Source organism: Pseudomonas sp. TNT2022 ID642 (genome assembly GCF_028656995.1).
Taxonomy (GTDB): Bacteria; Pseudomonadota; Gammaproteobacteria; order Pseudomonadales; family Pseudomonadaceae; genus Aquipseudomonas.
The window spans coordinates 28,265-46,326 of sequence record NZ_JAMDGW010000035.1 but is presented as its reverse complement, the minus strand read 5'-3'; the positions used below and the strand labels follow the sequence as shown (position 1 = coordinate 46,326).

Below are 18,062 nucleotides of genomic sequence, written 5' to 3'. Positions count from 1 at the left end.
GATGTTTTGAACGATAAGCGCATCAGCTGACGTTGTAGAAGTCCTTGTACCAGTTCACAAAGCGCTGTATCCCGCTTTGAATCGGAGTACTGGGTGCGTAGCCGGTATCGAGCTTCAACTGCTTCACATCGGCATAGGTATGTTCCACATCGCCCGGTTGTAACGGCAAGAGCTCTTTGTGAGTGGTTTTGCCTAGCGCCTGTTCGATGTGGTTGATGTAGTCCAACAATTCGACCGGTTGACTGTTGCCAATGTTGTAAAGCCTCCAGGGCGCGGCACTGGAAGCTGGGTCCGGCTTCAGCCCTGACCATTGAGCGTTCGGCACAGCCACATGGTCAAGAACCCTTATGACACCGTCGACGATATCGTCGATGTACGTGAAGTCTCGGCGATGCTTTCCGTGATTGAAAACCTTCAGCGGTTTACCTTCAAGAATCGCCCGCACGAACAGGAACGGCGACATGTCAGGCCGGCCCCATGGCCCGTAGACAGTGAAAAAGCGTAACCCGGTAGTCGGCAATCCATAGAGATGACTGTACGAGTGCGCCATTAGCTCGTTGGCCTTCTTCGTGGCGGCATACAGCGACACAGGGTGGTCAACATTGTCGTGAACGGCGAAAGGCATGCTTTCGTTGGCGCCGTACACTGAGCTGGACGAGGCGTAAACCAGATGTTTGACGTGAGTTTGTCGACAGCCCTCAAGAATGTTCAAGAAGCCTACCAGGTTGCTGTCTGCATACGCGTGAGGATTCTCCAGCGAATACCGCACGCCGGCTTGCGCTGCGAGATGAACAACTTTTTCAAAGCCTTCTGTCTCGAACAGGTCCGCCATCGCAACCCGGTCACCGATGTCCATGCGGATAAACCGGAAGCGCTCGTGCGGCGTCAATTGCGCGAGACGAGCGTCCTTGAGGGCCACCTCGTAGTAATCGTTCAGATTATCGATACCGACGACTTCATCGCCGCGGGCGAGCAGCGCCTGGCTGACATGAAAACCGATAAAACCGGCTGCGCCAGTCACTAGTACTTTCATGGGACAGCTCCTCAGGGTTTCAGAACAGGCACGAGCGAGTCAGCGCGACCGATTGCGTAGTACATGAACCCTGCTTTTTTGACTGTTACAGGATCAAACAGATTGCGACCGTCGATCAGCACCGGGTAATTAAGGCAGGTTTTCAGCCACTTGAAGTCGACGGTGCGAAATTGTTTCCATTCTGTGCAGATTACCAAGGCATCCGCACCTTCCAGCGCCGCTTCACGATTGGCCGTCAGTTGCAGATCGTCGCGGGTTCCGTAAATGCGCGTGGCCTCGTTCATGGCGGCGGGGTCGAATGCCTGAACCTTGCCGCCTGCCGCCCAGATCGCTTCGATCAGATTGCGACTGGGCGCTGCGCGCATGTCGTCAGTATTGGGTTTGAAGGACAGGCCCCAGACGGCGATGGTTTTGTTCTTAAGATCGTGATCGAAGGCGAGTGACAGCTTTTCGAATATCACGTTCTTCTGACGATTGTTGACGGCCTCTACGGCGTTGAGCAGTTGCGCCTCATAGCCGATTTCATGAGCGGTTCGGGCCAGCGCCTGAACATCTTTCGGGAAACATGAGCCGCCGTATCCGCAACCGGGGTAAATGAACTGGAAACCTATTCGTGGATCGGAGCCGATGCCCAGTCGGACCTGTTCGATATCGGCCCCCAGGCGTTCTGCCATCTGCGCGATTTCGTTCATGAAACTGATCTTGGTTGCCAGCATTGCATTGGCTGCATATTTAGTCAGTTCGGCAGCGCGCACATCCATGAAAATCAATTTGTCGTGGTTGCGGCTATAAGGTGCGTAGCACTCGCGCATGACCGTTTTGACCACTTCGGATTTGGTTCCGACGATGATACGGGCTCCTTTGGCGAAATCCTCAATGGCCGAGCCTTCCTTGAGAAATTCGGGGTTGGAGCAGACATCGAAATCGAGTCTGGCATCTCTGGCTTGCAGGATCGCAGCGACTGTCTGGCTGACTTTGTCGGCAGTGCCTACCGGAACCGTCGACTTGTTCACGATCACTTTGCGTTCGGTCATGTACTGACCGATGGTGCGGGCCACGGTCAGCACATGTTGCAGGTCGGCAGAGCCATCCTCGTTGGGCGGAGTACCCACCGCGATCATTTGCAACTCACCGAAATCCACGGCTTGCTTGGCGTCGGTTGTGAAATGCAGGCGACCCTCGCGCTGGTTCTGTGCCACCAGTGCGTCCAGACCCGGTTCGTAAATCGGAATGACACCCAGCTTCAAATTCTCGATTTTCGCGTTATCGACATCGACACACATCACGTCATGGCCAACATCTGCAAGGCAAGCGCCCGTGACGAGTCCGACATAACCGGTGCCGAAAACTGTAACTCGCATAATTTACATCCTGATAAATTCGGGGCCGCTATCGAGGGGCTGATTAAAGAGAATCGCTGCGTGTGAAGGCGAATTTGATCCGATTGATCAGTTTTCGTACCAGCAGACGTATTCCGCCTTGGGAATACACGGTTGCTGCACGTACCCAAAGCGATTCGAATCGAAGAAAGCACGTCATGACATGGGATCTGAGTCGGTTGGTTCGCAACGGACTGATCTTGCGGCGCTTCATGTGCTGATGAACTTGAGCGAAGTGCTCGGACCAGATGGTCGCCACGTGGGCAACAGAGTGCTTTTTGAAAACGTCGTCGTAGGCTTTTGCTGCAATGCTTTCCCGCAGCGCCTTGTCGTCAATCAATCGGCTGATTGCCGAGTACCACGCATCAGGTGTATTGGGCGAAAGAAGCCCGGTTTCACCCTGGACGATTGATCGCTGATAGGGCGGCATATCCGTATACACCCCGGGCAGGCCACACGCCGAGTATTCCCGGTACTTGTTATTGGTCTTGCAGCGATTCGAGGCATTGTCGATAAGCGGAGCGAGGCCGATCGACCATTGGCGTTCCTGCTTGAAATGCAGGAAGCCTGCATAGTCCGTGGTGTGGGGAAAGTAGCGAATACGGTCGTTGAGCTCAAGATCATTTGGCGCAGCGCCAATGAATTCGAAGACGACCTGCGGATACGCCTGAAGAAGAGGGGATATGACCGGCTTGATGATATCCAGGTCGTCAGCCCTCGAAGGGCTGCCGGCAAAGCCTATTCGCAGTTCATCGAGCTCGACCTTTCGGGCGGACTGCAACAAGGAAAAATCGAAGAACGAGGGCAGTACTTCGATCTTTTCATTGAGCTGAAATAAAAACTCTGCGAGCAAGTCAGAATTCGTCAGTACTCTGTGAGCGCTCGAAACAGCGATTTCCAGTGTGTGTCGGATCAGTGGATGCTGGTAATACTTGGCGATCGGTGAATCGCCTTCGATTTTCCAGAAATTGTCATCGATGTAGTAAATATAAGGATGATTGGCGTTCTGCAGTTTCTCGATCCACAGGCGCAGCGACGGATCGCCGCTGCGCACGAACAGTGGAATCGTGGTTTTGCGAATATCCGCGATCGTCAACTCCGACAGAAATTTCTTCCGGTAGACGACACCATAGGCTCGACAGGCGGACAACATGTGCTCAATCAAATGAGTCGTTGCTATCTCGCCTTCGATAACCATCAGGATATCTATTTTTCCCTTCATCAAGCTGAGCCCTTTGACCATTACTGGAGAGCAGCAAACGGGAAGTATTTGGTACGTTTTTTCATGATGGAGTACTGGCTGACTTCGTAAAGGGCGACCGGTACGTCGGAGTCCCTCACGAAAACACGCAGATACCAGTTGGCGTCCAGAGTGATGACTGTCGGAAGTTTAAAGCGGGTCGGCACTTCTGGATCGATGTCGGCCAGTGGCAGGACGATATGAGCGACAACTTCGTCCTTGCTGGAGACGATCTCTACACCCAGCAGGCCCATTTGTCCGCGCATCAGCGGTCGAACCGCGAGCAATACGCCACCGAGGTTCTCCTGACGAAGTGGCATCAGGTATTCGCGATAGGGAACGTTGCGCAAGTCATCGCCAAGTGTCAGAACAGGCCGTGAAGTCTTGAGCAGGTGTTTTTCGGTAAAGGCTCTGAGCGGTGTGAATGCCGGGGAGATCGAGTTCCACAGCGAACTTTTGCTCTTGTACAGCGACACCAGTTGCAGGGAGCGCGAGGAGCGATACGCTTGGACTTCCAATTGAAGGTTATCAATGACCTGCAACGCTTCGTTGCGCGATTGGCTAGCCTGGCTCTGTGCGTTGTTGAGTGCCAGGTTCAGATGTTGCACTTGCTGGGCGAGAGGCGACTGAGTCAGTGCAGTTTTCTTCGTCGCCTGCTGGGCGTTGAGCACGTCCTGCTGAAGGCGATGCTGTTCGATGTTCCAGGTTTCTTCCTTGGCACGATACCAGTCGATGATGCCATTGGCGGCAACGAGTTCGGCTTTGACCAGGGCGACTTTGGCATTGGCAATGGCTGACACTTCCAGGCGGGAACGCAGGTCCTTGTTTTCCTGAGTCTGATCCAGCAGCGACTGATGAGCGGCCGAGGTATTCGATTGGGCTTCTGCCAGGCGCTCATGCAGTTCGTTGACGAGCAGCAAGGCGTCGACATTGTCGCTTTCGAGTTTGGCGTTCTGTTCGCTCAGGCGGGCGATCTGGTCGTTCAGTTGCTCTTGCTCCAGTTGAGACTTCATCAACCGGGTTTTGCCTTCGTGGATCTGTGCCGAAAGAGCTTCGGCCTTTTCAAAGGCGCTCATCACCTGCAATCGCAATTGGTGATTGTCCGCACGCGCTTCATGCAGCAGGCGATCGGTCAATGCACGATCTTCGGTCAACTCATTGATGCGTCGTTCCAGAAGTGCATCAGTCGTAATCGCCGGTGTTGCAGCCGCTTGTGCCGATGCTGCTTGCGCCGCGCTGGTGACTTGTGCAAGTTCAGTTTTCAGGCCCTCGATTCGCTGACGAAGAGCGGTTTCCGACTGAGTGAACTTCTGGATGATTTCGTTTTGCTCGTGCATCTTGAGGTGCCTGATGTAATGAGGTTCATAAGGTTTGAATGCGCTGACGTGATCTTCGTAGCTGACGCCAGGCGAGCATTCATCACCTTTCCAAACGATCAATTGGTACATGATCTGGTCACATACGTTGAATCGCTCGTTACGAAACTTTCTCTTTTGCTCGAGCGGTAGAGGCAAGTACTCGGGGAAGTAGAAAAACTCCATGTTGATCAGTCGAATATCGAGACCAGGATTGGAGTTGTCTGACTTTGAAAGTCCCCAGGGGCGCTTTACCGGATCCGCATAGTCAGCTTCATCCACCGGTGTTTCCGTGTGGTCAGTCCAGAAGCGAGGCGTGTGCTCGTTGAAAATCGTGATGTGGTAGGGGTTGGCAATGTTCAGTTTCTGTTCGTTATAAGGCGCGATAATGCAGACCTGCGCCCCATGCTTACAGACGCGATAAATTTCCCGCATGGTGAACATCAGATCACGGGCGTGCTCCAGGAAGTGCGACGAGAACAACATGTCGACCGAATCATCTTGCAGCGGAATGCCGAGATCGATGTCGGCGAGCATATCGACTTCCGGCATCGGGAAACGATCAATGCCGAAAAATCCTTCCTGCTTGCGTTTCCCGCAACCCAGGTCAACGTTCACCACTTCATTCTCAAACGTCATTTATCCAGCGCTCTGCTTAATTGGCTGATCTGACTGCGGGTGGTGTTCAGAGTTGCAAGCAGCATCTGTTCATACGAAGTCGCCGACGTGTTGGGCATGTTTTTGCCCGGCTTCTTTGCAGCTTTCTGGTACAACGCGAATTCCTCGAATGCCTGGTTGTACAGGTCCACCAGTTCGGAACGGACATACGTCGGACGGGCAAGGAACTGCATCGACCGCTGCGCGCGATCAACGATTTCCAGGCGCTGCAATTTTGACAACTGGATGTACTGCGAGACGGCCGCTGCCATTGCCTCAGGACTTTCATTCTGGGCGAGGAAGCCGCTATAGCGGTGTTTGATGATCTCCGCTACGCCGCCGACAATTGTTGATACGACGGGTATGCCCATGGCCATCGCCTGCAACATTGTCTGGGGCATGGACTCATCGGTAGCCGATATCAGCAACAGGTCGCACTTATCATAAAACGGTTTTGGATCATCGATAAAACCATGAATGATGAATTTATCTTTATATTGGCTGGATTCAATTAATGAAGTGCATTCGGCCAAGTATTGATTGTGGAATACCGTGTAGCCGATCAAGTCCAGTGACACGTCAAACCCGGCATCGTTGAGCAAGATCGCTGCCTGAATCGCACCCAGTTGATTCTTGCGCGGCTGCAGAGTGCCGGATACGAGAATTCGCAGGGCATTGCCGCTCTTTGCCGCTCGGGCGCGATTGGCTGCAAAGCTTGCGAAGTAATCATCGGCGACCGGGCAGACGATACGCCGCGCCGGACTCTTCGATAGGCTCGACCATTTAAAACCGTGAGTCAGCGAAGAGCAGTGAATCGAGTCGGCAAAGTGAACGATGGAGTTGCCGGCGCCTTCATAAAACTGGTGGACACTGGCGCTGCAGGGAATCCCCAGTTGCTTGGCCAGCAGGCTCATGGTCGGTGACCACGTTGCAAAGTGCAGGAAGCCGATTCTTTCCGGCTCCAGGCAATTGGACAGATGGCGTGCCGCCGCTTCGTCCTGCTGCTGGAAAGGACGCTGCGGTTGCGCACTGTCGATATACCCGGAAGGCCATTGCTCTTCGATCAGGTTTGCCCCGTTCGTTGCGGCGTCCCACCGTGCCTTGAAGATCGGGCCGTAGGTTGCATCCTGCGGAACAATGCCTACGACTCGAAAGCCTAGCGATGCGACGAGGCTGGCGTGTCGGATCAGGTGCAGCGTGGCACCGCCCAGGGCTGTTTCGTGGAATGCGTAGGCAATGGCTTTGTCGCCCAGTCTGGAATGCAGGCGAACAGCTTCGCAGCTGGCCAGGAAGTCATAGAACTGCGACTCGGTGGTATAGCGCGAAAACACCAGCTCCCTGGCGTTCTCAAGTATCTCATCGCGCTTTTGCTGACCCATGTCGTAGCAGTGAGTCAGCGCCTGTTCCCATGCTTCGACGGTGTTTTCGACTTTCACACAACAGGCGTCTGGAATGTCGGAGTAGGGCACGGCATCGGTGAAGACGCCAATGGCGCCGGCAGCGACCGACTCCAGCAGTTTGACCGGGCTTTTGCTGCGCGCAGCGCGGGTGCTGAAATCCAGGGGAACCAGTGCGATGTCGAAGCTCGTTTCGCTCAAGTCGCGAATATAGCTTTCGTAGACGTGGGTGAAAGGTTTGAAGTATACCGGGCATTCCAGTGTGCCAAACTTCGCAGGATCCAGACCCCAGAAGTGGAACTCCACCGAGTTGCTATGGGTGCTGGCGAAGTTCGCAAGGGCCTGCCATAGCTCACGCAGAATATCCTCGCGTACGGCGCCGGACATGATTGCGACTTTCAGACGCTTGCCGCGACTGTAGGTGCGTTTCTGCACGAATCGGGCATGAATGTTGGTGTTAAGCCGAACCGTTTTGCTGTTGAGTTCGCGCAAGTCTTCATTGATCGCATCGCTGTAACCGATGCAGGTGTCGACCGACTGGATCTGTTGCGCGATGTTCTGATACGTCGGTGTGCCAGGGGCAAGAAAGCTGTGTTGAGGGCCGACTTCATGGAAGTGCAGCATGTTGTCGTCCATCAAGTAAGCCAAAGGCATCTTGCCCTTCTGGTTCTTGACGAACTGGCTGCCGGCAACGCCGACCGTGCGATAGAGCACGGTCACATCCACACCCGCCAGGTCGATGGCCGGAAGATCGTTTTCCTTGACGAACGTGCTGGTGATCGCTCGCTGTTCTGGCAGCAGGGTGAAGTTGTGAATAGTGACATCCACCGACGTCGAATAGTCGGGTTTCACGGTCAGCAAGTGCAGCTTGCGTCCTCGAGCGGCCGCGGCAACTGCCATTTCGGAGTCGCTGCAATAGTCATTGAACTTGGTCAGGAAAGGCGCGGCTTCCATGCGCCGGTATTCAATGATTTCCGCTTCGGTGAACGTATCGGCAAATTGCGAGAGATCGATGACGTCGTAGTTGTTGATGGTCGCAGGGGTGAGCAGGTGATCGCGTGGAATCGCCAGGCTCTTTCTGTACCGAGCAAAGAACAGTGGAATTTCCTTTCCCAGTGAGTCGACCAGGTTGGCGCGCACATGCGACGTCACTTCGTCGACCCAGATGAAGTCGGCGTGTTTGGCGAATCGCAACCACAGGTCATAGTCCGAGTAGCGGCGCATCATGACGTGGGAGTCATACATGCCTGCGATGTCGAACAGTGACTTGTGGTGCATGATCGTGTTGTTGGCAATGTAGTTGCCGTTCATCAACAGACCGTAGTTGAACGGTCCGCCCAGCTTGCGAGTGGTGATCGACCCGTCGGCGAGGGCGATGTCGACGCTAGCGTTGGCATAGGCCACAGAAGGTCTGCTGCACTTTTCCAGTTGCTCGACGCGCACTTGCAGACTGTGCTCGGTCCACATGTCATCGTCGAACTGATAGGCGATATACTTGCCTTTCGCATGCAACGCCGCCTGGTTGACGCGCAAGGCTGGCAGGCCACTGTTCTTGTGGTACGAGTGAACGATAATGCGCGAGTCTTTCTTCAGGTATTCCTGCAGCACGGCCGCGGAGCCGTCCCGTGAACCGTCGTCGACAATGATCAGTTCAAAGTTTCTGTAACTTTGGGCCAATACACTGTCGATGGACTCCTGCAGTGGTCCGTGGCCACGGGAATAGGTCGGCAGAATCACCGTGACCTTCGGTTTCGACGGCGCCTTGGAGCTGGCATGAATTTTCAGGTCAGATGAGAAATCACTAAATTTCATGGTTGTTCCAGAGGCTGATTCTGATGAAGCGGGTTCGGGCGGGTCAGGAATTTGTCTACAGCCGGACGAATCTTGGTTTGATAAAACCAGTATTCGAACTTGCCGAACAGAATCGCTGCCGGCAATGCAATCACAGTCATGATCGCAATCGAAGTGTAGAAGTCCACGCCGTGAGGTTTGAGGGCCAGGAACAGGCAAAAGATAACCGGCATGTGCATCAGGTAGATGCCGTAGGAGTAGTCACCCAATTTGATAAGAAATGCTGGCAGTGCGGGTAATCTCACCAGTGACAGGATAGCGATGGCGCCCATTGTGCAGATGATGGCGGTATAGCGCAGTTCAGGAAAATACACCGCCTCCAATGCCATGGCGAAGAGAGCGGCATAGGCAATCCTGCTTGTCGGCGAGAAAAGCAGTCGCGACAGGAAGAAACCGACGATGAAGTAAATGTTCAGCGTCGAAATAACGATTTCACTCAACGTCGGCATGGCGACACTGGTCTTGATGCCTGCGTTAGAAAACCCAAGGATGACCAGCAGCCAAGCAAACATGGCAATATTCAACAGTTGCGGCCTGGCTTTGAAGGCAATCATCGCCAGCAACACCAGCGCATAGAAAAACACCTCATAGATCAATGTCCAGTACGGGATCTGGAACGTTCCGTTCAGAGAGCCGACTGGAATCAGCAGCATCGAAAGGGTGCCGCTGTTCAGAACGGGACGGTAGTTGGAGAAGAGAAAGAAAATCAGCGAGGCAACAATGGCGGCAATGAAAAAGGCCGGATAAATGCGTGCGAGTCGGTGCGCGGCGAACAGGCTTGGTTTCTTGTCTGTCTGCAAGGCGATGACAAAGCCGGAAATGATGAAAAACACGAAGACGCCGATCGATCCGAAGCTCAGTCGCAAAAATTCTTGTATCGAGTCGTTATTGATTTGTCCGGAGAAATAGACCGCGTGTTGAACGAAAACCAACAGTGCTGCCAGCCATCGCAGGGCTTGAATGTTCTTTAAGTTATAAGGGGGCGTCATTTTTGCTCGCTATCCTAGCTATGAGTCTTGGCCGGAAAAGGTTGAGATTTTTATTGAGCGTTGGTGTGCGCTTCGTTGTAGCGCTTGACGATTTCGTCGGTAGGGCCATCTGCGACAATCTGGCCTTTATGCAGCCACACTGTGCGGGTGCAGAAGTCATTCAGGAGATTGAAGTTATGGGTGGTGAAAACCAGGATTTTTCCCTGTTCCATGAATTCAAACATGCGTCGCTTGGCTTTTTCTGCGAATGAAATGTCGCCGGCACCCATGACTTCGTCAATCAGTAGAATTTCCGGGTTGATGCTGGTCGAAACGGCAAACGCTAACCGAATGAACATACCCGAGGAGTAGGTGCGTACCGGGTAGTCGAGAAAGTCGCCCAGTTCGGTGAATGCAGCAATCTCGGGTAGCTTCGCCTCGATTGCATCGGCGGGCATGCCCAACAACAGCCCGCGAATGCGAATGTTGTCCCAGCCTGACTGATTCATCTCGAAGCCGGTGGCGAATTCGAACATCGGGCATACATGTCCCTTAATCGAAACCGAACCTGCGGTCGGTGGATAAATGTCCGCCATAACTTTTAGCAGGGTGCTCTTGCCGGCACCGTTGAGACCAATCAGTCCAACACGCTCGCCATGGTTGATCTCGAGATTAATGCCTTTGAGCGCCTCGATACGATAATTGGTGGCTGCATCGGTATTGCGCGTTAGCAACTTGCGCTTTAACCAGCTTTTCAAGCCCTCTTCGCTACTGAGCGCGCCTTCGAAAGTGATGTCGACGTTTTTCAGAACCAGTGATGCATGAGTCATAAAAGGAAAACCACGCGAGAGTCGAGCTTGTAGGCGACAAGCAGTGCAGTTAGCCAGGTCATCAGTACATAAATGCCGGCGTAAAGGTAGTTTTCCGGCAGGGCAAGTTCACCTTGGATGATGGGATGCCGCACCACATCGATGAGGTAGTACAGAGGGTTGAGTTGATAGATGAACCCGAGCCCTTTTTCATGTAACAGTTTTATCGGGAACATGATTGGGGTGATGAAAAACAACATTTGAAGCATGACTGCCATGGCGTGCGGGAAGTCCCGAAAGCGCGCGCCCAGATATGCGCTAATCGCGATATGGCCGAATGCGGCCATGATCAGAATAGCCAGCCCAGGAATCGCGAGCAGCCAACCAAACGGGCTGATCTCGTTGAAGAACAGTTGCACGGGTATCACAACGGCGATGCCGATAAGCAGCACAATGACGCTGGAAATCAGCGTCCTCAGCAAATAGATCTGCTTGGGATAGGAGAACTGTTTGATGTATCCCTCGGCCCTTACGAATGTCGAGCTGGCATCGGTGATTGACGCAACGATAAAGCCCCATAGAGCGAAACCGCACGCCAGATAAGGCAAAAACTCATGGACCGGTTGGCCAAACAGCAATCCGTAGATCAGGCCGACGCCGGTCACAAAAAAACCTGTCGTCAGGACTATCCATAGTGGGCCGAAGAATGATCGGTGGAACCTTGCCTTGATGTCCTGTACGCCCAGATACACCCAGACGCGCCACATTTTCATTGCACGCGTGCTATCGGTGAGCAGCCTTGTCACACTTGTCATTCAGTTCTCGCCTGGTTTTTTCTGAGGCCCATTCTTATGAGTCCGTCGTAATGTTCCTCCTCACTGAAACCATGCTTGCGGTAAAGGTGGATTGCGCGAGCATTGGTATCGATGACTTCGAGAAATACGTAGTCCAGATCCAGCGTGTGCCAACAAATATCCAACAATACTCCACAGGCGCGACTGATATAGCCGCGTCCCGCTTGAGTGGAGTCAACCAGGAAGCGACCGACTTCCGCGGTGCGTGCCTGCCAGTCGATTCCATAGACGGACGCTTGTCCTACCAGGACTCCCTCTGTTTCTACAACAAACAGAAAGTCTGTGTCGCTCCGCAGGTAGCGCTGATGGAACCAGTTAGCGTGCTGTTCGTAGGTTAAAGGTGTCGAAGTCTTAAACCAGACACGTGCCTCGTCCCGGTTTCTCCAGGACAAGGTATCGTGCAGGTCACTCTCTTCGATTAGACGGAGGCGCAATGCGCCTGCCTCGACCGAGGGGAGTGAGCGCTTCATTTCGCGTAACGGATCAGTAGTTCACACACGGTGTCTACATCGGCACGCGACAGACCTAGATGCATCGGCAGCGAGAGGATTTCCTGGCTGGCTTTCGTTGCATTCGGGCAAGTGCCGGCACCGAACGAGTACATCGAGTACTCAGTGTTGTCACGGTAGTGCACGCCCGGATAGATCTGATGTTCGTTCAGGGCGAGCATCAGTGCGTCGCGATCCTTGACGCGAACCTGCAGCAAGTGAGTAGAGGACTCACACCCCGGCGTCACGTTGATAATACTGATTTTGGTCTGACCAACCAGGTTCTGGCGATACCAGTTAGCCAGTTGGCGACGGTAGGCGTTGTCCAGATCCAGATACTTCAGTTGTACTAGGCCCATGGCTGCCATGATCGAATTGCCGTGGTATTTGTAGCCGAGTTCTTCGACGTCGTACATCCACTTGTATGCACCCTGTGCGGCGGTACGAGCGAAGGTGTCTTTGTTGATGCCCAGCCAGCTCAGCTTACGAACACGCTCATCGTCTTCTCTACTTTTGAAGCAGATCATTCCTGAGTCGGCGGTCGGCAGATTTTTTACGGCCTGGAAGCTGAATACCACGCAATCTGCTTCTTGTCCGACGTGTTTGCCGTTGAGTCGGGTTCCCGCCATGTGAGCGGCATCGAGGATCAACTTGATGTTGCGTTCTTTACAGATGTCGACGATTTTCTCGTACTGCCCGACGTTGCCGCCAATGCCTACAAAGATCAGCGCCTTGGTTTTTTCCGTGATGCGTTCGATCACGCTTTCCGGGTCCAGGCACAGCGATTCGTCGACGTCCGCGAATACCGGTTTCATGCCCGCATACAGAATCGCGTGGTTGGTGGAGATAAAAGTCAGCGGGGTGGTGATGACTTCATCCTCATCAGTCCAGCCGAACTTGGTTTTAAAAAGTTCAACAGCGAGGTGCAGACCCACTGTGTTGGAGCTCAGGAAGTGGGCGTGCGGCAAGCCGGTGTAGGACTTCCATTCTTCTTCCATGGCGGTGGTCTTGAAACCAAGACCGGTCCAGCCTTTTTCGAGGCACTCGCGAATAGCTGCGAGGCATTCATCGATGCGGAATTTTGGAATAAACAGCTGAATTGACATGAGAATGTCCTTATAAGCAAGTTCGGCTAAAAGCTGGGGGGTGCCTTACTTACCGATTTAGGTTGTGCAAGAGTTGGGGATATCGCCACTGGATCGATGCGGTGACATCGAAGCCAGATCACTTTTTATGGGAGATGTATCAAGTAGGGTGTTACAAACAACGAGGACAATTCCATGTCTCAACTCCAAAAACAGGAGGCAAGCCTTGTCGCACCTAGAGGCCTGCTTCGGCATGTGCTCTTTTGGCAATACAACAATCGAGTTGAATTGCTTTGTCGAGTTAAAGCGTCGGCGGGAGGCCTGATAATCGGTGTAAAAACTGGCTGTACAACCTGAATCGAGAGATGAATCCGAGTTTATTGTAGGACGAAGCCTGTCTTTATTGTTTTTTCTGCATTTCTCCGCATGTTTTCAGAATTGTCCTACGCTAGACGTGGCAATCATAACCATTTCTGTTCCCTTAATCCATCGCAAGGCTGTCAGGTCGCGGTCGCTACTTTTTGACCGACGTCCCGAAATGAGGCGCGGTGGAATGGGGGTTTCGGCCACATCCGAGTCGATTGGTGACTATCCTGAAACATTATGAAATAAGCCACTCTGTCGGAATGTTCGAAGCCCCTCCGCTGCCGAGAGGAGTTCGAATAGATTGGAAATACGTGGCACCGGCAGCATGAGGGAAACCAAATGCGGTATGGCAAGGTCTGCATTTAAGTAGGCCTGTCAGGGAGGTGGCAGGTTTGGCTGGAGGCTGCAAGCCAGGGGGATAAAAGGTGGAGAGGGGATGAGCAAGTTGCTTGCTGCTGCGGTGCTGTTGATTTTGGCGGGGTGTACGACCAACAGCCGGACTCATGTCGTTCATGGTACTGCCACAGTCAAAATCGATTGTTCCGGCCTCGGCTCAAACTGGGAAAGGTGTTACAAGCGCGCGGTCCGGGAGTGTTCGGGGCGAGGCTATAAGGTGTTAGTCAAATCCAGCGAAGCTGAAGAAAACGCGGAGGATTATCCGTTCGGCTGGAATCCTGCCGGGTATCTCACTCGAACGATGGTCGTAGTGTGCCAGTCCTGAAAAAGCACGTTGCAGGGCTGCAGATTTAGCGGGTTGAGCCCCGTATCGATTGACTGGAAGGTGGGTGGGCGGTAGCGCTGGTTAGTTAAGGTAGTGCTCAGGCTGTTCAAAAACCGCGGGGCGTGCTAAAACCTTTGAAGCGCTGATCTAGCTGCTTGAAAAAGAAGGGAAAAAAATGACGAAGTCGGAGTTGATCGAACGAATTGTCACCCATCAAGGGCTACTCTCATCCAAGGATGTGGAGTTGGCGATCAAGACCATGCTTGAGCAAATGTCTCAGTGTCTCGCCACCGGGGATCGGATAGAGATCCGTGGTTTTGGCAGCTTCTCCTTGCACTATCGTGCGCCGCGCGTTGGGCGAAACCCGAAAACCGGGCAGTCTGTCAGCCTTGACGGAAAGTTTGTCCCGCATTTCAAGCCAGGAAAAGAGCTGCGAGATCGTGTAAACGAAGAGGAGGAGGGTGAGCTCGCTTCGGATTACAAGGGGGATGCTCATGCGTAGTTTTAAACGAGTCTTTCTCGGTTTTTTCCTTCTTCTGCTGATGCTGGTTGTCTTGGCTTTCGTCCTTGAAAATCAACAGCAGGTATCGATTTTGTTTCTTGGGTTTTCCGGGCCTCAACTTCCGATTTCACTGGTCGTGGTGTTGGCACTGCTCGTCGGCATGCTGGTTGGGCCTGTTCTGGGCTGGTTTTTGGGGCGATCGTCCAGAGTTTCTCGCAAAAGTCTTGCCTAAGACCTATAGGTGCAGGGCATCTGTCGAAATTGCACCTATCCTCTCTTTATCCATTAGTAAAAGGTTCATTTAGCTGTAAAATGCAACCCTTGTTCGATGATGGTGTAGTTCTACATCGGTTCACACTGACTCTGATAAAGGCCTGATGTACTGACGGCTTTTTAATTCATGGATTAGGCAGCGCGTGTTGTGGCGCTGCCCGCAGCTCAAGGGTATGGTTTCGCGTGAAAATTCTAGTTACAGGCGGCGCCGGGTTCATCGGCTCGGCAGTCATCCGTCACATAATCTTCAACACCACCGACTCCGTCGTTAACGTCGACAAGCTGACTTACGCGGGCAACCTAGAGTCTTTGTCGGAAGCTGGGAACAGTTCTCGTTACGCATTCGAGCGCGTTGATATATGTGATCGCGAGCAGATTGACCGGATTTTACGTGAGCACCAGCCCGATGCAATCATGCATCTTGCTGCAGAATCCCACGTTGATCGCTCTATTTCCGGTCCGTCGGAATTTATTCATACCAATATTATTGGTACATACACTTTGCTAGAGGCAGCGCGCCACTATTGGGCTGCCTTGGATGACACTCGCAAGGCAGAATTCCGCTTTCACCACATTTCCACTGATGAAGTCTATGGTGATCTCGAGGGGCCGGAAGACCTGTTCACTGAAACCACACCCTATCAACCTAGCTCTCCGTACTCGGCCAGCAAGGCCAGTTCGGACCATCTGGTTCGCGCTTGGGCTCGTACTTACGGGTTGCCTACGCTCGTTACCAACTGCTCGAACAACTACGGTCCTTGCCACTTCCCTGAAAAATTGATCCCGCTGATCATCCTCAATGCGTTGGAAGGCAAGGCGTTGCCGGTTTATGGCAAAGGCAATCAGGTTCGCGATTGGTTATACGTGGAAGATCACGCGCGTGCGTTGTACAAGGTGGTGACGGAAGGTGTCATTGGTGAGACTTACAATATCGGTGGCCATAATGAAAAGCAGAACATTGAGGTAGTAAACACCCTTTGTGCGCTATTGGATGAACTGCGCCCTGATTCTGACCATCTCCCGCACGCCAGTCTCATCACTTACGTTCAGGATCGTCCGGGGCACGACCAGCGCTATGCTATCGATGCGAGCAAGATTCAGCGTGAGCTGGGCTGGACGCCTGAAGAGACCTTTGAAACGGGTATTCGCAAAACCGTAGAGTGGTATCTGAACAACACTGAATGGGTTGCTCATGTGAAGAGTGGCAGTTACCAGCAGTGGATTGATCAGAATTACGCAGATCGCTCGAACAAAAAATGAAAATCCTTCTTTTAGGAAAAAATGGCCAAGTGGGCTGGGAGCTGCAACGCTCCCTCGCACCGCTTGGTGAGTTGATCGCCCTGGATCGTCAGCAGGCAAACGGCTTGAGTGGCGACTTGTCCGATCTAGAAGCATTACGTATAACGATTCGCCAGATACAGCCCGACATAATCGTAAATGCCGCAGCTTACACCGCGGTCGATGGTGCTGAATCAGAAATTGAACAGGCAAATCGAGTCAACGCGCAAGCCGTTCAAGTTTTGGCAGAAGAAGCAGCATCGCTAGATGCATGGCTTATTCACTACTCGACCGACTACGTGTTTAGTGGTGAGGGTGTGACCTCTTGGTGTGAGACGGATATCGTCTCTCCTGTAAATCAGTATGGCGTCAGCAAACTGGCCGGAGAACGGGCAATTGCTGCTTCGGATTGCAAACATCTGATATTTCGGACCAGCTGGGTTTACAGCGCCCGCGGCAATAATTTCGCAAAAACCATGTTACGCCTGGCCAGGGAGCGCGAGACGCTCAACGTCATCAGTGACCAGGTAGGTGCTCCGACCGGGGCCGATCTGATCGCCGATGTGACGGCGTTGGTCATTCAGCAGGTCTTGAAGCATCCTGAGCTGGCGGGGCTCTATCATTTGGCGGCTGCCGGGGAAGTTTCCTGGCACGGTTATGCGAGTCACGTCATCGATTTTGCCAAGGCAAGCGGTGAAGAGCTGGCGGTTTCAATGGTGAATCCAATCGATACGATCGATTATCCAACACCGGCACGCCGCCCTCTGAACTCGCGATTGAACACTCAAAAACTACGCGACAAATTTTCTCTACACTTGCCGGATTGGCAAAATGGTGTAACAAGAATGCTTAGGGAAGTTTTAAACAAATGACCACGACAAATCGTAAAGGCATCATCCTGGCTGGCGGTTCGGGCACTCGACTGCACCCGCTAACTCTAGGTGTATCCAAACAGATGCTGCCGATCTACGACAAGCCGATGATCTTCTATCCGCTGTCTGTATTGATGTTGGCGGGCATGCGTGAAATTCTGATTATTTCCACGCCGGAAGACTTGCCATTGTTTCGCAAGTTGCTGGGGGATGGCAGTCTGTACGGTATCAAGCTGACTTATGCCGAGCAGCCTAGTCCAGACGGGCTGGCTCAGGCCTTCATCATTGGTGAAGAGTTTATTGCTAAGGATCCTTGCTGCCTAATCTTGGGCGACAACATCTTTTACGGTCAGCACTTCTCTGACAATTTGCGCTCTGCTACTGAGCAAAAGAGCGGTGCGACAGTGTTTGGTTATCATGTGTCAGATCCTGAACGTTTCGGTGTGGTTGAATTCGATAGCAGTGGGCGTGCTCTCAGCATCGAAGAAAAGCCGCTTAAACCTAAGTCGAACTATGCGGTAACCGGCCTGTATTTCTACGACAATGAAGTTGTCAATATCGCGAAGAATATCAAACCTTCTGAGCGTGGTGAGCTGGAAATTACAGATGTAAACCGTGTTTACCTTGAGCGTAAGTCTCTCAGCGTTGAAATGCTGGGAAGAGGTTTCGCTTGGCTCGATACTGGTACTCACGACTCACTGCTTGAAGCCAGCCATTTCGTGCATACGATTGAGCAGCGTCAGGGGTTGAAAGTTGCCTGCCTGGAAGAGATTGCCTATCACAATGGCTGGATCACTTCCGAGCAATTGAGTGCACAAGCTGATGCTCTGAAGAAGACCGGTTACGGTCAGTACCTGCAGAAGCTGTTAGACCCTGCGTCTCACTGATTCGAAGGATTTTGCCTTTCGAAAGGCAGTTTGAAAAGAGTGAGCAG

16 protein-coding genes are annotated in these 18,062 nt (G+C 52.8%); 6 read left to right on the top strand and 10 right to left on the bottom strand.

Translation table 11 applies throughout. The features are described from left to right. Positions 1-22 precede the first annotated feature (22 nt). The 10 genes from M5G26_RS26665 to M5G26_RS26620 are packed head-to-tail and all read right to left on the bottom strand — an operon-like array spanning position 23 to position 13,137. Complete coding sequence (locus M5G26_RS26665) at positions 23-1,033, bottom strand: NAD-dependent epimerase (protein WP_273916941.1); 1,011 nt, start codon at positions 1,031-1,033, stop codon at positions 23-25. 11 nt (positions 1,034-1,044) lie between these two features. Continuing rightward, complete coding sequence (locus tag M5G26_RS26660; RefSeq protein ID WP_273916940.1) at positions 1,045-2,394, bottom strand: UDP-glucose dehydrogenase family protein; 1,350 nt, start codon at positions 2,392-2,394, stop codon at positions 1,045-1,047. Positions 2,395-2,437: 43 nt separating this feature from the next. Then, positions 2,438-3,610, bottom strand: a complete 1,173-nt coding sequence (locus M5G26_RS26655; RefSeq protein ID WP_273916939.1) for a glycosyltransferase — start codon at positions 3,608-3,610, stop codon at positions 2,438-2,440. A gap of 44 nt (positions 3,611-3,654) precedes the next feature. Continuing rightward, complete coding sequence (locus tag M5G26_RS26650; protein WP_273916938.1) at positions 3,655-5,625, bottom strand: methyltransferase domain-containing protein; 1,971 nt, start codon at positions 5,623-5,625, stop codon at positions 3,655-3,657. 17 nt (positions 5,626-5,642) lie between these two features. Next, positions 5,643-8,873: a glycosyltransferase gene (locus M5G26_RS26645; protein WP_273916937.1), complete on the bottom strand. Its 3,231-nt coding sequence runs from the start codon at positions 8,871-8,873 to the stop codon at positions 5,643-5,645. After that, complete coding sequence (locus M5G26_RS26640; protein WP_273916936.1) at positions 8,870-9,901, bottom strand: acyltransferase family protein; 1,032 nt, start codon at positions 9,899-9,901, stop codon at positions 8,870-8,872. The genes M5G26_RS26645 and M5G26_RS26640 overlap by 4 nt, the downstream gene beginning before the upstream one ends. A gap of 50 nt (positions 9,902-9,951) precedes the next feature. Then, the gene (locus M5G26_RS26635; protein WP_273916935.1) at positions 9,952-10,710 is read right to left on the bottom strand and encodes an ABC transporter ATP-binding protein; all 759 of its coding nucleotides are present in this window, start codon (positions 10,708-10,710) and stop codon (positions 9,952-9,954) included. Further along, on the bottom strand, positions 10,707-11,504 hold the full coding sequence (locus M5G26_RS26630) for an ABC transporter permease (RefSeq protein WP_273916934.1): 798 nt from the start codon (positions 11,502-11,504) through the stop codon (positions 10,707-10,709). Before M5G26_RS26630 ends, M5G26_RS26635 begins: the two co-directional genes overlap by 4 nt. Then, positions 11,501-12,013: a GNAT family N-acetyltransferase gene (locus M5G26_RS26625; RefSeq protein WP_273916933.1), complete on the bottom strand. Its 513-nt coding sequence runs from the start codon at positions 12,011-12,013 to the stop codon at positions 11,501-11,503. The genes M5G26_RS26630 and M5G26_RS26625 overlap by 4 nt, the downstream gene beginning before the upstream one ends. Next, on the bottom strand, positions 12,010-13,137 hold the full coding sequence (locus M5G26_RS26620) for a DegT/DnrJ/EryC1/StrS family aminotransferase (RefSeq protein WP_273916932.1): 1,128 nt from the start codon (positions 13,135-13,137) through the stop codon (positions 12,010-12,012). The genes M5G26_RS26625 and M5G26_RS26620 overlap by 4 nt, the downstream gene beginning before the upstream one ends. A 781-nt stretch (positions 13,138-13,918) precedes the next feature. Here M5G26_RS26620 and M5G26_RS26615 point away from each other — a divergent pair. From M5G26_RS26615 to rfbA, 6 genes are all read left to right on the top strand, one after another. Beyond that, the gene (locus tag M5G26_RS26615; RefSeq protein ID WP_273916931.1) at positions 13,919-14,203 is read left to right on the top strand and encodes a hypothetical protein; all 285 of its coding nucleotides are present in this window, start codon (positions 13,919-13,921) and stop codon (positions 14,201-14,203) included. Positions 14,204-14,378: 175 nt separating this feature from the next. Then, positions 14,379-14,705 (top strand): integration host factor subunit beta, encoded by a 327-nt coding sequence (gene ihfB / locus M5G26_RS26610; RefSeq protein ID WP_273916930.1) that lies wholly within the window; start codon positions 14,379-14,381, stop codon positions 14,703-14,705. Continuing rightward, positions 14,698-14,937, top strand: coding sequence for a lipopolysaccharide assembly protein LapA domain-containing protein (locus M5G26_RS26605; RefSeq protein WP_273916929.1), 240 nt, complete (start codon positions 14,698-14,700; stop codon positions 14,935-14,937). Before ihfB ends, M5G26_RS26605 begins: the two co-directional genes overlap by 8 nt. Before the next feature lie 224 nt (positions 14,938-15,161). Continuing rightward, a complete protein-coding gene (gene rfbB, locus M5G26_RS26600) occupies positions 15,162-16,238 on the top strand; it encodes a dTDP-glucose 4,6-dehydratase (RefSeq protein ID WP_273916928.1) in 1,077 nt (358 codons plus the stop codon). Continuing rightward, positions 16,235-17,128: a dTDP-4-dehydrorhamnose reductase gene (gene rfbD, locus M5G26_RS26595; RefSeq protein WP_273916927.1), complete on the top strand. Its 894-nt coding sequence runs from the start codon at positions 16,235-16,237 to the stop codon at positions 17,126-17,128. Before rfbB ends, rfbD begins: the two co-directional genes overlap by 4 nt. Next, on the top strand, positions 17,125-18,015 hold the full coding sequence (rfbA, locus tag M5G26_RS26590; protein ID WP_273916926.1) for a glucose-1-phosphate thymidylyltransferase RfbA: 891 nt from the start codon (positions 17,125-17,127) through the stop codon (positions 18,013-18,015). Before rfbD ends, rfbA begins: the two co-directional genes overlap by 4 nt. Positions 18,016-18,062 lie beyond the last annotated feature (47 nt).